The organism is Arthrobacter livingstonensis (genome assembly GCF_003219815.1).
Lineage (GTDB): Bacteria > Actinomycetota > Actinomycetes > Actinomycetales > Micrococcaceae > Specibacter > Specibacter livingstonensis.
The window spans coordinates 1-14,623 of the sequence record NZ_QJVD01000009.1; the positions used below are offsets into that span (position 1 = coordinate 1).

Here is a 14,623-nt window from a genome sequence, read left to right on the forward strand (position 1 = left end):
CCTGGCGCTTCGGGGTGTGGTGCGTTTTAGAAGGGGGCGGGTTCGTCTTGGGTGTCGAGGTAGGTGCGGCCGGTGGGGGTGGTGGTTTTGGTGGTGCCGGGGTGTTGGGGTTCCACGGTCCAGCCGGTGGTGGGGTCGTCTTTGAGGCGGTGGCAGTAGAGGGAGCGGGGGCGGAGGTTTTCGGTGCTGGTCTCGCCGTGGGGCAGGAGGGTGCCGTCGGGGGTGTAGCGGTTTTGGTGGAAGGGGATGGTGTGGTCGAGTTGGCAGTGGTCGGCGCTGCGTTCGCAGCCGATGCCGGTGCAGGTGGGTGATTTGAGTCTGACGAGGCGGGCCATGTCGGCCGGTGGGGCGTAGGCGTGGCGGCCGACGCTGAGTATGGTCTCTTTTTCGGGGTCGGTGAGGATCCTGATCCAGGACGTGGCTTCGCCGGCGAGTTCGCGGGCCTGTTCTGCCGGGATGGGCCCGTAGCCGTTCAGGTGGCCGGGTTCCTCGGAGTGGTTCATCGCTGTCAGGAACGGGATGGTGAGGTTGATCTTGGCCGGGATTCGTGGTTTGAAGCGGGGCTCGGGCACCGGCGGCGGGGATCCCCTGCCCCCGGCCCTGTCGTTGTCGGGGCCGGCGGTATCCTGGCCGGTGTCCTGTCCTCCGGTGTTGTGGCCGTTGTCTTGGTTGCTGGTGTTGGTGCCGTTGGTGTGGTTGTAGTTTTCGTGGTTGCAGGTGCAGTTTTCGCAGCTGCCGGTGGGGTGGAGGAAGGCTTGGTGGATCAGGTCGGTGTAGCAGTCGGCGAGGTAGTTCGTGTAGCTGCGTGATGGCCTGCCGGTGGGGGTCAGTGCGGTGCTGGGTTCCCCGTCGCGGGCCGCGGCGGTGGCCCAGGCCTGCAGGGACTCGAAGAGGGGCGCGGCGGTGACGGCGGGCAGGATTGCCCCGAGCAGGGCCATTCCGTCGGGCAGTGGGGTGAGCCAGACCGTGCGGTCCCGGCGGGCCCGTTCGTGGCGGATGCCCAGGGGCTCGGGGTGGTGTTTTTCGGCGAGGCGGCGGATCTTGCGGGTCAGCGCGGCCGGGTTCATCCGGGAGGCTCCGGGCAGGAACAGGGGTTCCAGGGCCGGGAGGATGTCCACGGGGATGTTTTCAATGCCGCGGTGGATGGCCCTGATCCGCACCTCGTCCAGAAGTCCCTGCCGGTATTGGGCGGTGGTGGCGGGCAGGTGGCGGATGAGGGTTTGGGCGTCGTCGAGGCGGTGTTGGGCGGTGCCCTTGCCCACGCAGTACAGGGCCATGATCTCCCCGGCGGCCCACATCGATTCCTCCGGGTTTTTCCGGCCCTTGACGTTTTCCCCTGCCAGGGGCGGTCGGCGTGTGGCGAACGCGGCCAGTCCCTGGTTCTCCACGGCCCGGGCGAACGCGGCGAGCCGGTTCGCCGCGTGGATAAAGTCCAGCAGCTCATTATCGGCCAGCCCGGCCGGGTCCAGTCCGTCCAGGGCGTCAGCTGTTCCCGCCGGCGACCAGGGCATCGGCGCCGGGTTGCCGGGCCGGGGCGCCTTGGGCAGATCAGGCACCGCGGCCCGCACCACCGCCAACCGCGACGCCATGGCCGCGTCCCCCACCACCGGAACCACAGCAGGAACCACTGCCGGGAAACCAGCCAGCCCCGTCACCGCCCGGCCATCACCCACCGGGCCAACACCCCCAGCCACGACACTGCCAGCGCCGTTGATGCCGCCCGGGTCGGTGCCGCCCGTTGCGGTGCCGGCTGCGGGGCTGCCGTCCTCGTTCGTGCCGCCCGTTGCGGTGCCGGCCGGGTCGGTGCCGTCCGTGGTGGTGCCACCCGTTGCGATGCCGTCCTCGGTGGTGCCGGCTGCGGGGCTGCCGCCCGTTGGGCTGCCGTCCTCGGTGGTGCCGTCCTCGTTCGTGCCGCCCGTTGCGGTGCCGGCCGGGTCGGTGCCGTCCGTGGTGGTGCCACCCGTTGCGATGCCGGCTGTGGTGGTGCCGGCTGTTGGGCTGCCGGAGGTGTCGGTGCCGTGGATCTTCCAGGAGGGGATCGCCAGGGAGGAGCCGGTTAGGGCGGCCCATTCCTCCACCGTGACCAGCCGGGAGGGCCCCACCCAAGTGACCCGCTCCATGCGGGGATCATCAGCAAACGGATCAGAGGCGACCAGCGCATCCGTTTCCGCCACGGACGGGCCAGGATCCAAGGATGAGTCGCGTCGATCGAAGCGGCCCTGGCCTTCGAACGGGAGCCGGACATCGAACCGGCCACTGTCCCGGGAGGGCAGGAACTGCCCGGAAGGCAACGGGCGGGAAGAAGCGGGCCGGGGCTGAGTGTCCCCGGGCCGCTGGCCGGGGGACGGTTCCAAAGAAGGCGGTCCGGTCGGGGTGGAATCCCCCTTGCTGCCGGGCCGATCCGTCGTGCCCATAACATCATCATAGACCCATCCAGCTACAAAAGTTACATATAGTAGAAGATATTTACTAATTTCTTCTTGACCCGGAACGCCATCCGGCCGGGGCCGTGTCCCATGGCTCTGGCTTGTCCCCAGTGTGCACTCAGGCACTGACATTCCAAGGCACCCCCAACTTCCACGGCCCAAACAACCAGAGGGCACCCGAGCCAACCCCCGCCATTGTGGCTTAGCGAACGCTGGCGGAACATGGATCGGCCCATGTTCCCCGAAGCACTCGCCAGGCAGCTTGCCGCTGAACACACCCATGAAATGGGGGCCGTAGCAGGGACGGTGCAAGCCCGTAGCAGGGGCGGCGCAGGGACCGTCCAGGGATAGCCGCCATCCCCAGCCGTGACCGGGGCCACACGCCTGAGTTGTCCAGCGAAGGCATGCGCGTGATCGGCTTCTGAATCTTAATAGCACACGCGTATTAAGATCCTACGGAGTTTTAGCCGGTGGCAGCTGCGTCCACGGCGCCACCGTAGCGGCGGTTCCTCCGCGCATACTCGTCCACGGCGGCCCACAGCGTCCTGCGGTCAACGTCTGGCCATAACGTGTCCATGAAGACAAACTCGGCATAGGCGCTTTGCCACAGCAGAAAGTTGGAGAGTCTTTGCTCACCACTGGAGCGCAGGAACAAGTCCACGTCCGGCATGTCCGGAACGTAGAGGTACTTTCGGATGCTCTTCTCTGTGATCGACTTGGGGCTGAGCTTCCCGGCGGCGACGTCGGCCGCCAACGCGGAGACGGCGTCGGAAATCTCCGCCCGCCCGCCGTAATTAACACACATGGTCAACGTAATGGTGTCATTGTCCTTCGTATGCTCCTGGGCCACCTCTAGCTCCTTGATGACCGAGCCCCAGAGCCGCGGCTTCCGGCCGGCCCAGCGGATGCGGACGCCCCAGTCGTCGAGCTGGTCACGCTGGCGTCTTAATACATCCTTGTTAAAACCCATGAGGAAACGGATTTCTTCCGGGGACCGCTTCCAGTTCTCCGTGGAGAAGGCGTAAACGCTGACATGTTTGATGCCCATTTCAATGGCGCCTGCCATGACGTCCAACAGTGCCGGTTCGCCGGCCTTGTGCCCTTCAATGCGTGGCAGTCCCCGTTGGTTGGCCCAGCGGCCGTTGCCGTCCATGACGATTGCCACGTGGTGGGGAATGAGCTCCGCCGGAATGGCCGGCATGGCCTCGCCCGACGGGTGAGGCCATGGCGCCGTGACGGGCGCCTTGTTCCTGCTGCGGCTGCTGCGATTGACTGCCATGGGTCTACATACGCTCCACAAGTTTGAGGGAACGCACTGTACGTTCCAAATGCCACTGCACATAGCCGGCAACCAGGCCCGCGGCCTCGCGCCGATGAATGTTTTCCGATGCGTCCGCCGCTGCCCAGTCGGCGCTGAGCAGGCTGGCCAACAACAACATGGTCTGCGGGGCGGGGGCCGGGGACCCCGGCGGCCGGCATTCGTGGCACACGGCCCCGCCCAACGCAGCATTGAACGCGCCGTGGGGGCCGGGCGCCCCGCATCTGGCGCAGTCGCCAAAGCTGGGCGCCCAGCCGGCGATCGACACGGCACGCAGCAAATAGGAATCCAGAATCAGTCCTGGCGCATGCGCCGCCCGGCTCAGGGCAGCAAGTGCCCCGACCAGCAGCAGGTAGTGTGCGCCGGACGTTTCACCGTCGACGTCGGTGAGCCGCTCGGCGGTTTCCGCCATGGCTGCGGCCACCACATAACGGTCGTAATTGGCGGCGATGGCGTCCCCGTAGCTGCCCTTGGCCACCGCCTGGGTGACAATGTCCAAGGTCCGCCCCTTGACCAGTTGCAGGTCCGCCACCATGAAGGGTTCCAGCCGGGCCCCAAATTTGCTGCTGGTGCGCCGCACGCCACGCGCCACGGCGCGCAGCTGCCCGTGGCGGTGGGTCAACAGCGTAATGATCCTGTCCGCCTCACCCAACTTATGGGTACGCAGGACGACGGCGTCATCCCGGTAGGTGCGGGCGGCGAAGGATTGATTGGACACCCCTACATTCTTCCACTAGCTGGCGCACTTGTACGGCCCCACACACCCGTTTACGCAGATGGGTGACCCATCGGCGGACGCAGCCGCGAAGGCGCGAAGGCCCTTGCTAGGCGTGGGCGTCCCGGACGGCGCGGTTGACAGCGGAAATAACGGCCTTGAGCGACGACGTTGAGGTGTTCGCATCGATGCCGACCCCCCACAGCACGCGCTCACCCACCGCACATTCGACGAAGGCGGCGGCGCGGGCGTCGCCACCTTCGGACAGGGCGTGCTCGGAGTAGTCCAGCACCCTCACGTCCACTCCGTCTTCACCCAGAATGGCGAGCAGGGCAGCTATGGGCCCGTTGCCGGTTCCAGTACGGGTAGTGGTCACCCCGTCGATCGTCATCTTCGCCGTCAGCGACATTTCACCGTCGTCGCCCGTGGAGGTGGTGAAAGGACCGATGTGGTAGCGGCCCCACCCGTTGTCCGAGACTTCCGTGGGCAGGTATTCATCGGTGAAGATGGTCCAGAGCTCGCTGCCGCTGACCTCACCGCCAACGGTGTCCGTGCGCTTTTGGATGACACCGGAAAATTCAATCTGGGCCCGTCGCGGCAGGTCCAGGCTGTGCTCATTCTTCAGCAGGTACGCAACCCCGCCCTTCCCGGACTGCGAGTTGACGCGGATGACTGCCTCGTAGCTGCGGCCCAGGTCCTTGGGGTCGACGGGCAGGTACGGCACAGCCCAGGTGTGGTCGGAGACGGGGTTGCCGGCAGCGGCGGCATCGGTCTCCAGCGCTTCGAGCCCCTTCTTGATGGCGTCTTGGTGGGAACCGGAGAACGCGGTGAAGACCAGGTCACCGCCGTACGGGACACGTTCGCCAACGGGCAGCTGGTTGCAGTACTCGACGGTGCGGCGGACGTCGTCGATGTCGGAGAAGTCGATCATGGGGTCGATACCCTGCGTAAACATGTTCAGGCCGAGCGTGACCAGGTCAACGTTGCCGGTGCGTTCGCCGTTGCCAAACAGGCAGCCCTCAATGCGGTCGGCTCCGGCCAGGTAGCCCAACTCGGCGGCAGCCACGCCGGTACCCCGGTCGTTGTGCGGGTGCAGGGACAGGATGATGCCCTCGCGGGGGTGGAGGTTGCGGCTCATCCACTCAATCGAGTCGGCGTAAATGTTGGGGGTTGCCATTTCCACTGTTGCCGGCAGGTTGATGATGACTTGGTTGTCCTCAGATGCCTCGAAGATGTCCGCAACGGCATTGCACACACGCAGGGCGTATTCGGGCTCGGTGCCGGTGAAGGACTCCGGCGAGTATTCGTACGTGATGTGCGTGTCCGCCAGGGACTCTTCATACTTCCGGCACAGGCGGGCACCCTGCAGGGCCATGTCCAGGATGCCGTCCTCGTCCTGGTTAAAGACCACCCGGCGCTGCAGCACGGACGTGGAATTGTAAAGATGCACGATGGCCTGCTTTGCTCCGACCAGTGACTCGTAGGTCCGCTCAATCAGGTGCTCACGGGCCTGCGTCAGAACCTGGATGGTGACATCATCCGGGATGTGGCCGCCTTCGACCAGCTGGCGCACAAAGTCAAAGTCAGTCTGGGACGCGGAAGGGAACCCGACCTCGATCTCCTTGTAGCCCATCTTTACCAGCAGCTGGAACATTTTCATCTTCCGGCCCGGGCTCATGGGATCGATCAGGGCCTGGTTGCCGTCACGCAGGTCCACAGCGCACCAGCGCGGCGCCTTCGTGATGACGTTGTCCGGCCAGGTGCGGTCCGGAAGGGAGACGTTGATCTGCTCCTGGAAAGGCGTGTAACGGTGTACCGGCATTCCTGAGGGCTTTTGTGCGTTTCGCATGGAGATGACCTTAATCTTGTTCAACACGTGGGTAGCTCAGCCGGGCAACGCAAACACCGCAGCGAGGGCGGCCAATGTGCCAAGTTGATCAATTCAACGTGGTTGAGGCCTCGCCGCGGCAGCTAAGAAGGAGCAGTCCAGTGCGCACGTTTTAACCCTAGCACGGCACTAGGATGATGGTGAAAGGGCTCACTATTATGCGTGCGGGGCCCGCCACAAACCACCGGCATCGCCTGCAGCACAGCGACACGCACCAACAATTTACAAGGGGACAGATTCTTTTGACTCATTCCGGCATCAACGTAAGCAACATTGACCAGGGCATACGGCCGCAGGATGACCTGTACGCCCACGTGAACGGCCAGTGGCTGGCTGCCGAGGTCATTCCCGAAGACCGCGCGCTGAGCGGCTCCTTCACCGCACTGCGCGATGAATCCGAAGCCGCCGTCAGGGCGATCATTGAGCGCGCCGCGGCGACGGCGGCGCAGCCCGGCTCTGAAGCCGGGAGCATTGGGGCCAAGATCGGCGATCTCTACGCCGACTTCATGGACGAGGCCGCCGTGGAGGCCGCCGGCGCGTCGCCCCTGGCAGCCAAGCTCAAGGCGGTGGAAGATGCGGACTCCATCGCCGCCGTCGTCAGCTTGATGGGTGAACTGGACCGCAACGGCGGGGACGGCCTGTTCGGCGCCTATGTTAACAACGACGCCGGCAATCCCGAACGTGCACTGCTCCACCTTTTTCAGTCTGGGCTGGGCCTGCCGGATGAGTCGTACTACCGCGACGAGAAGTTTGCCGCCGTCCGCGATGCCTATGTGGCGCATGCGCACGCCATGCTGGGGCTGGCCGGGGTTGGGGACCCTGCCGGCAAGGCCACTCGCCTCATGGCCCTGGAAACCGAAATTGCCGCCACGCACTGGGACAAGGTGACGCTGCGGGATCCGCAGAAAACCTACAACCTCATGGACAAGGTTGAGGCCCTTGACATGCTGCCTGCCCTGGGACTGTGGCTGGATGCCCTCGGCATCAGCGCCGGGCACAGTGCCGAGCTGGTGGTGGCCACTCCGGACTTCTTCCACGGTCAGGCGTCCTTGCTCGTGGAGGACCGCCTCGAGGACTGGAAGGCCTGGCTGGCCATGCGCACCATCGCTAGTGCCGCACCGTATTTGTCCCAGGCCTTCGTCGATGAAAACTTTGCCTTCCATGGAACCACACTCAGCGGAACACCGTCGATCCGGGACCGTTGGAAGCGTGGGGTCTCCCTGGTCGAGGGTGCCTTGGGAGAGGCGGTGGGCCAGCTTTATGTGGCAGAACACTTCCCCGAAAGCCACAAGGCCCGCATGGAGGTGCTGGTGGCCAACCTGATCGAAGCTTACCGCCAAAGTATTGCCGGGCTGGCGTGGATGAGCCAGGAAACCATCGAGCGGGCACTGGAAAAACTCGACGCCTTCACTGCCAAGATCGGCTACCCGTCCAAGTGGCGCGACTATTCCTCACTTGATATTGTGCGCGGGGACCTGATCGGCAACATCGAGCGCAGCAACGCCTTTGAACTGGCCCGCCAGCTGGCCAAGATCGGCAGGCCGATCGACCGCGAGGAATGGCTTATGACTCCCCAGACGGTCAACGCCTACTACAACCCCACGATGAACGAGGTGGTGTTCCCGGCTGCGATCCTGCGGCCGCCGTTCTTTGACGCTGAAGCCGACGACGCCGCCAACTACGGTGGGATCGGCGCCGTGATCGGCCACGAGATCGGCCACGGCTTTGACGATCAGGGCTCGCAATTTGACGGCACCGGGGCCCTGCGCAACTGGTGGACCGACGACGACCGCGCAGCCTTTGAGGCACTGACGGCGAGGCTGGTGGACCAGTACAACGCGCTCTCCCCCACGGCTGCACCGGGTGAGTTCGTCAACGGCCGGCTCACCCTGGGTGAGAACATTGGCGACCTTGGCGGCCTGGCCATCGGCTTCAAGGCCTACCAGTTAAGCCTCGACGGCGCGCAGTCACCCCACGTTGACGGCCTCACCGGGGCGCAGCGCTTCTTCTTCTCCTGGGCTGAATGTTGGCGCATGAAGATCCGGCACGAAGAAGCCGTGCGCCGCTTGGCTGTCGATCCGCACTCCCCCGCCGAATGGCGCTGCAATGCCGTGGTGCGCAACCTTGGTGCCTTCCATGACGCCTTCGCGACCAGCGCAGACGATGGACTGTGGCTGGACCCGGCCGACCGGGTGGGCATCTGGTAGCCGCCGGACCCTGCGGCGGACCCGGCATTTTTCCGTCCGGCTTTCCGGCCCTCCGGCCGCGGGCGGCCTCCGGGCCTCCCTGACGCCGGACTACAAAAAATGCCGGCTCCGCCGCTCGGCGCCGACAGGGCGGCGAGGACGGCGTTTCCGTAGGCCGCGTGAAGGAGGCGCCAAAGGCCGCCCGCGGCCGACGCGTCGGATAGCGGCCGAGGGAATGCCGTCCCTGCCGCACCCAACGCCACCGCCGGGGCGGCAGCCGGTCAGCCGGTGTAGTAGAGCGGGTTGACCTTCAGGCAGCCGCCGCTTTGGTCGGCCGTGCTGGAGACGATGTCTTTGGGGACCGTGATCTTGCCGTACTCCGTGCCACTGGTCCAGTCCGTTCCAATGACCAGTTGCACGCCGGTCACGGAGGGGTCGGACTGCACGGCTGTGGCCGGAATGTTGAAGAGCTTGGCCACATCGCGGGCAACATCGGCCATGTCCTGCCCGTAGAGGACCTTTGTCTGGTTTTGTGCCGCCACATCGCCACCGGACCAGGAGTTCGTGAACCCGGCAGCGGCAAGGCCCTGCAGAACTTCCGTGGCACGGCCGACAACCGCCGAGGCGTTGGCCACGCTGATGGCCTGCGCGGACTTGTCATACGCTGCCGCGGTCGGCCCCGTTGTCGTGGCACCCGTCGTGGCTGCAGCGGATGACGCACCGGAAGAAGCGGTGGATGAGCCCGTCGCCGTCGTGCTTGGTTTTGCGGTGGACTTGGTCAGGGCTGTGTCATGGCGCAGGGCGGCAAAGAACTGGCCTGCCTGGGGCTCCTTGAGCTGGACCCTGTTGGGATCGGCCACATACGGCTCGTTGGGCACGGTGACAAAGGAGACATTGGCGAGATCAATTTTCGCCAGCCTCGTGGCAATGCCGACCATGGCAGGGATGCTGGCCAGGCCCTCGTCGATGGTGAGGTTCTTCGTGACCACATCCGCCAGGTTGTACAGCTTGGGCAGGTTGGTCAGGGTGCCTTCCTCCTTGACCTTGCGAACCATGGAGCCCAGAAAATACTGCTGGGCCTTGATCCGGTCAAGGTCGCTGGAATCCCCAAAGGCGTGGCGGGTGCGCAGGAAGGCCAGCGCCTGCTCCCCCTTGACCAGGCTCTTGCCGGCCGGCAGCTTCAGGAATGAGCCGTCGACGTCGTACATGGCATGGTCCACACACACCTCGACGCCCCCGAGCGCGTTGGAGAGTTCCTTGACGGCGGTGAAGTCCGCGAGCATGAAGTGGTCGATGGTCAGCCCGGTCAGTTCATTGATGGCCGCAACGGTACAGCCCGGGCCGGCGCCCAGCGCGGAGTTCAGCTGCCCCATGGACTGGCCCGGCACAATATCGCCGGTGGTTGCCGACTTGCAGTCCGGGATGGGGACCATGAGGTCGCGGGGGAAGCTGGTCACCGACACCTGGGAGTTGTCTGCGGAAATATTCATCAGCAGCATGACGTCGGAGTTGCCCGCCCCAGCGGATTCGGCGGCGGTGCCGTATTCACTGTTCTTGCCCGCCCTGGTGTCCGTGCCCAAAATCAGCACCTGCAGCGAGCCGGTGTCCTCCACCGGCGCCTTGGTCTTGCCATCCGGGAGCACCCCGGCGTTGAGCGGGGACGTGGTGACGTTTTGCTGCAGCTTCATGACCAGCACGCCTGCCGTGCCCAACACCAGGACGAGGACGCCGGAGAGGGCCACCGCGGTGATCTTCAGCCACAGCGGTGCCTTGTGCTTGGGTGTGAAGTGCCGGCCAATGGGTGACCCGTCGGGCAGGGGTTCACGATGGGAGGTGTCGGCAGCCTTTGCTGCCGCCGTTTGGGCACGGCGTCGCCCCATGGATAAACCTTTCACTGCGGACAAGAGAACTGCGTCGAGTTTACCTGGGAAGGCTGGGAACATGCGCAAAGCCGCGCACCTTGCCGCCAGATGCCCGGCGGCGAAAGCGGAGTGCGACCTCAGAAACCCAGTTTCACGAGCTGCTTGGGGTCCCGCTGCCAGTCCTTGGCCACCTTGACGTGCAGATCCAGGTAGATTTTGGTCCCAAGCAGCGCCTCGATGCCGTGGCGGGCATTGGTGCCCACTTCCCGCAACCGGGCCCCGCCCTTGCCAATGATGATTGCCTTTTGGGAGGGGCGTTCCACGTACAGGTTGACGCGGACATCGAGCAGCTCATGACCCTCGGTGCGGCCCTCACGGGGAACAATCTCCTCGACGACCACCGCCAGTGAGTGCGGCAGCTCGTCACGAACGCCTTCGAGTGCTGCCTCGCGAATCAGCTCGGCCACCATGACCGCCTCGGGTTCGTCCGTCAGTTCGCCGTCGGGATACAGTGCCGGGGACAGCGGCAGGTAGCCGGCCAGTACGCCGGCCAGGGTCTCCACCTGGAAGTCCTCCACCGCTGAGACAGGGACGACGGCGGCAAAACCGTCCTCGCCCATGACCTCCCGCCCCAGCGCCTCGGCGGCAATCAGCTGGTCGGTCACGGCCTGGCGGTCCACGGTGTCCGTCTTGGTGACAATGGCGATCACGGGCTTGTTGCCCACGTTGGCCAGCTGCTGGGCGATGTAGCGGTCGCCGGGGCCGATTTTTTCATTGGCGGGCAGGCAGAAGCCGATGGCGTCAACTTCGGAAAGGGTGTCCGCTACCAGGTCATTGAGGCGTTTCCCCAGCAGCGTGCGGGGCCGGTGCAGGCCGGGGGTGTCCACGAGCACCAGTTGGAAGTTCTCCCGGTGGACGATTCCGCGGATGGTGTGGCGGGTGGTCTGCGGCTTGGCGGAGGTGATGGCCACCTTTTGTCCGACCAACGCGTTGGTCAGGGTTGACTTTCCAGCGTTGGGCCGGCCGGCGAGAACGGCGAAGCCGGCGCGAAAGCCGTCCTTTTTGGGCGAGGGCATGGCCAGCGTCCCTTTTTTCTTAGTCATGACTGCTCCTGTGGTGTTCTTTACTCTTCGTGGCACGGCCCCGGGCACCGGGGGCGTGGTCTTTCGTCGATTCGGGGTGCTGTGGGACGCTGCCGTCCCGTGCGTCCGGGACCGCACTGGCAATGACGTGACTGACCCGGTTACGGGCCGGTTCCATGCGGTCGGCCACCAGTCGGATGCCGGATACCACCACCGTGCTCCCCGGAGAAGGGATCCTGCCCAGGTGCTTTGCCAGCAGCCCGCCCACGGTGTCCACCTCGTCATCGTCGAGTTCCTTGCCGAAAAGTTCGCCAAAGTTCTCCACTCCCATGCGGGTGCGGATGCGGAACCTGCCCTGGCCCAGGCCCTGGACGTCAGGGGACACCGAATCGTATTCGTCGGCGATCTCCCCGACAATCTCCTCGATCAGGTCCTCCAGGGTCACCAGGCCCGCGGTGCCCCCGTATTCGTCCACCACAATGGCCACATGCGTCGATTCACCCTGCAGTTCCTTCAACAGCTCGTCAACAGGTTTGGACTCCGGGACGTAGCGGACGCTGCGGGCCAAGGCCTCCACCACCGGGCGGGGATCGCCGTCGTCCAGTCGGTGCATGGTGGCCACCAGGTCCTTCAGGTACAGGATTCCCAGGATGTGGTCGGCGCTTTCGCCGATGACGGGCACCCGGGAGAATCCGGATTCGAGGAAAACATCCATGGCATCCTCCAGGGTGGAGCCCTGGTCAATGCTGCGGATGTCCGTCCGCGGCACCATGACGGCACGCACCATGGTTTCACCAAGGTCAAAGACACTTTGGATGAGCTCGGCTTCGCCGTCCTCGATCATTTCCGAGTCGCTGGCACGGTCCACGAATTCGCGGAACTCCTCCTCGGTGACGAACGCGTCGTCGTTCACGGATTCGTTGGTCACGGCGCCGCCCAGCTTGAGGAACCAGCCGGGCATCGGTCCCAGGATCCGGTACAGAAAGTCCACCACGGGGGCGCTGCGGCCCACCAATGCGGCGGAATAGATCCTGCCCAGGCGCCGGGGCGAGGTTCCGACCAGGATGAAGCTGATGCCAGCCATGACAATGGTGGCGATCAGCCCGGCCACCCACTCGTTCTCCAGCAGCAGCATGAGGAACAGCGCGACGGCGACGGCTGCGGCCATTTCGAACCAGACACGCCAAAAACGCAACGCATTCAGGTGGGCCAGGGGCGCCTGGAGGATGCGGCTCAGGGAGGTGCCGCGGCTGTGGGCGGCAACCGCCTCGGCGTCGTGGCGGGGAAAAAAGTTCAGGGCCGACTCGATGGCCGTCAACAGTGCCGCGATGGCCGTGAAAATCAACCCCAGGACCGGCAGGGCGACCAGTGTCACTGCATTGTCTCCCGCGGGGCTTCGCGGCCCAGATAGCCGGACAGCAGCTCACGCTGAAGGGCGAACATTTCTTCCTTTTCGTCCGGCTCGGCATGGTCGTAGCCCAGCAGGTGCAGCACGCCGTGCGTGGTCAGCAGCAGCAGTTCCTCTTCCATGGAATGGCCCGCTGCCACGGCCTGTTCCTGGGCCACGGCCGGGCAAAGGACGATGTCGCCGAGCAGACCTGCGGGCGTGGCCGCGTCGGCGGTGCCGGGCCGCAACTCGTCCATGGGAAAGGACAGAACGTCCGTGGGCCCGGGCTCATCCATCCATTCGATGTGGAGCTTTTCCATGTTTTCCACGTCCGCCATGATGATGGAGACTTCGGTCTCCGGATGGACGTGCATTTGGCCCAGGATGTGCCGGACCAGTTTGACCAGCTCCTCTTCACGGACTTCGACGCCGGATTCGTTGTTGATTTCAATGCTCATCGGCTGTGGTGGTCCTTGGAATTGGGGTGGGCCGCAGCCACGTGCTGGTGGTTGGGTGTGGAGCGGGTATGGGCATCGCCGGCGGCGGTCTGCGGGCTGACCAGTGTGTCATGTGCCTCGTCCCAGTCGTTGTAGGCGCTGACAATCGCGCCCACCAGCCGGTGCCGGACCACGTCGGTGGCGTCCAGGATGGAGAAGCTGATGTCATCGACGTCGAGCAGGATTTCCTCCACAACGCGCAGCCCGCTCCGGGTGCCGACGGGCAGGTCCACCTGGGTGATGTCGCCGGTGACAACTATTTTGGAACCAAAGCCAAGCCGGGTGAGGAACATCTTCATTTGTTCCGGGGTGGTGTTTTGGGCTTCGTCCAGGATGATGAAGGCGTCGTTGAGCGTCCGGCCGCGCATGTACGCCAGCGGGGCCACCTCAATGGTGCCGGCCGCCATGAGCCGGGGAATGGTTTCCGGATCCATCATGTCGTGCAGGGCGTCATAGAGCGGGCGCAGGTACGGGTCGATCTTGTCATTGAGGGTGCCGGGCAGGAACCCGAGGCGCTCCCCCGCCTCCACTGCGGGACGGGTGAGGATAATGCGGCTGACGTCCTTGCGCTGCAGTGCCTGGACCGCCTTGGCCATGGCCAGGTAGGTCTTGCCCGTGCCGGCCGGGCCGATGCCGAACACCACGGTGTTGCGGTCAATGGCATCCACATAGGATTTCTGGTTCAGTGTCTTGGGGCGGATGGTGCGTCCCCGGGAGGAAAGGATGTCTTGGGTGAGGATGTCCACCACCGATGTCTCCGGGCGGGCCTTGAGCATGGTGGCCAGCTGTTCCCAAACGGCGGCGTTCATGGTGGTGTGCCGGGCGACCATGCCCCGGGCCTCTTCCATGAGGTGCATGATGCGCGGAACCACGGCGGACGGGCCGGAAATCGAGAGCACATTGCCCCGGGCCAGGAAGGCCACCGACGGATACAGGCCCTCCACGATGCGCAGTCCCTCGTCCTCGGCCCCGAGGGTGGCCACCATCTGCTCGGTGGAGGAAAAATGGACCACTTCCGTGCGTGTGCCGTCTACGGAGTGCGGGAATTGCCGCCCCGTTCCGGATTCCGGAAGCTGTTCGTGTCGGCTGGCTGTTGTCTCTGGCATAGATGCGGCCGTCCCAGGCCTGTGATCTCTCCTTGGTGGTACCGGCTTGCACCGGTGGTTTTCCATATGTCTACTTCCACCAATCTTAGTGCACGGGCGCATCCGGATGTGGTGGCTGTGGGCTGGAGCGCATCGGGGCCGCGAAAGGTGCCGATT

10 protein-coding genes are annotated in these 14,623 nt (G+C 65.0%); 1 reads left to right on the forward strand and 9 read right to left on the reverse strand.

Annotated features, from left to right (window positions below; all coding sequences use genetic code 11):
• Window positions 1-26: 26 nt before the first annotated feature.
• The 4 genes from CVV68_RS09745 to leuA form a co-directional block, all read right to left on the reverse strand.
• Window positions 27-2,120 (reverse strand): DUF222 domain-containing protein, encoded by a 2,094-nt coding sequence (locus CVV68_RS09745; protein ID WP_211320783.1) that lies wholly within the window; start codon window positions 2,118-2,120, stop codon window positions 27-29.
• Between the two features lie 769 nt (window positions 2,121-2,889).
• Window positions 2,890-3,705 carry an isoprenyl transferase gene (locus CVV68_RS09750; RefSeq protein WP_110500825.1) on the reverse strand — a complete coding sequence of 272 codons (816 nt, stop codon included), beginning with the start codon at window positions 3,703-3,705 and terminating at the stop codon, window positions 2,890-2,892.
• Window positions 3,706-3,709: 4 nt separating this feature from the next.
• Window positions 3,710-4,462, reverse strand: coding sequence for a DNA repair protein RecO (recO, locus tag CVV68_RS09755; RefSeq protein ID WP_110500826.1), 753 nt, complete (start codon window positions 4,460-4,462; stop codon window positions 3,710-3,712).
• 106 nt (window positions 4,463-4,568) lie between these two features.
• Entirely contained in the window at window positions 4,569-6,308 is a 1,740-nt protein-coding gene (gene leuA / locus CVV68_RS09760; RefSeq protein WP_110500951.1) for a 2-isopropylmalate synthase, read from the reverse strand.
• A 281-nt stretch (window positions 6,309-6,589) separates the two neighbouring features.
• Between leuA and CVV68_RS09765 the strand changes: the two genes are divergently transcribed.
• Window positions 6,590-8,554 (forward strand): M13 family metallopeptidase, encoded by a 1,965-nt coding sequence (locus tag CVV68_RS09765; protein WP_110500827.1) that lies wholly within the window; start codon window positions 6,590-6,592, stop codon window positions 8,552-8,554.
• 260 nt (window positions 8,555-8,814) lie between these two features.
• Here CVV68_RS09765 and CVV68_RS09770 read toward each other — a convergent pair whose 3' ends face one another.
• The 5 genes from CVV68_RS09770 to CVV68_RS09790 form a co-directional block, all read right to left on the reverse strand.
• Window positions 8,815-10,413, reverse strand: a complete 1,599-nt coding sequence (locus CVV68_RS09770; RefSeq protein ID WP_170133145.1) for an LCP family protein — start codon at window positions 10,411-10,413, stop codon at window positions 8,815-8,817.
• 119 nt (window positions 10,414-10,532) lie between these two features.
• Complete coding sequence (gene era / locus CVV68_RS09775; RefSeq protein WP_211320784.1) at window positions 10,533-11,498, reverse strand: GTPase Era; 966 nt, start codon at window positions 11,496-11,498, stop codon at window positions 10,533-10,535.
• Window positions 11,491-12,852, reverse strand: a complete 1,362-nt coding sequence (locus tag CVV68_RS09780; RefSeq protein WP_110500829.1) for a hemolysin family protein — start codon at window positions 12,850-12,852, stop codon at window positions 11,491-11,493. Before CVV68_RS09780 ends, era begins: the two co-directional genes overlap by 8 nt.
• Window positions 12,849-13,322, reverse strand: coding sequence for an rRNA maturation RNase YbeY (ybeY, locus tag CVV68_RS09785; protein ID WP_110500830.1), 474 nt, complete (start codon window positions 13,320-13,322; stop codon window positions 12,849-12,851). The genes CVV68_RS09780 and ybeY overlap by 4 nt, the downstream gene beginning before the upstream one ends.
• On the reverse strand, window positions 13,319-14,467 hold the full coding sequence (locus CVV68_RS09790; protein ID WP_211320785.1) for a PhoH family protein: 1,149 nt from the start codon (window positions 14,465-14,467) through the stop codon (window positions 13,319-13,321). The genes ybeY and CVV68_RS09790 overlap by 4 nt, the downstream gene beginning before the upstream one ends.
• Between the last annotated feature and the right edge of the window lie 156 nt (window positions 14,468-14,623).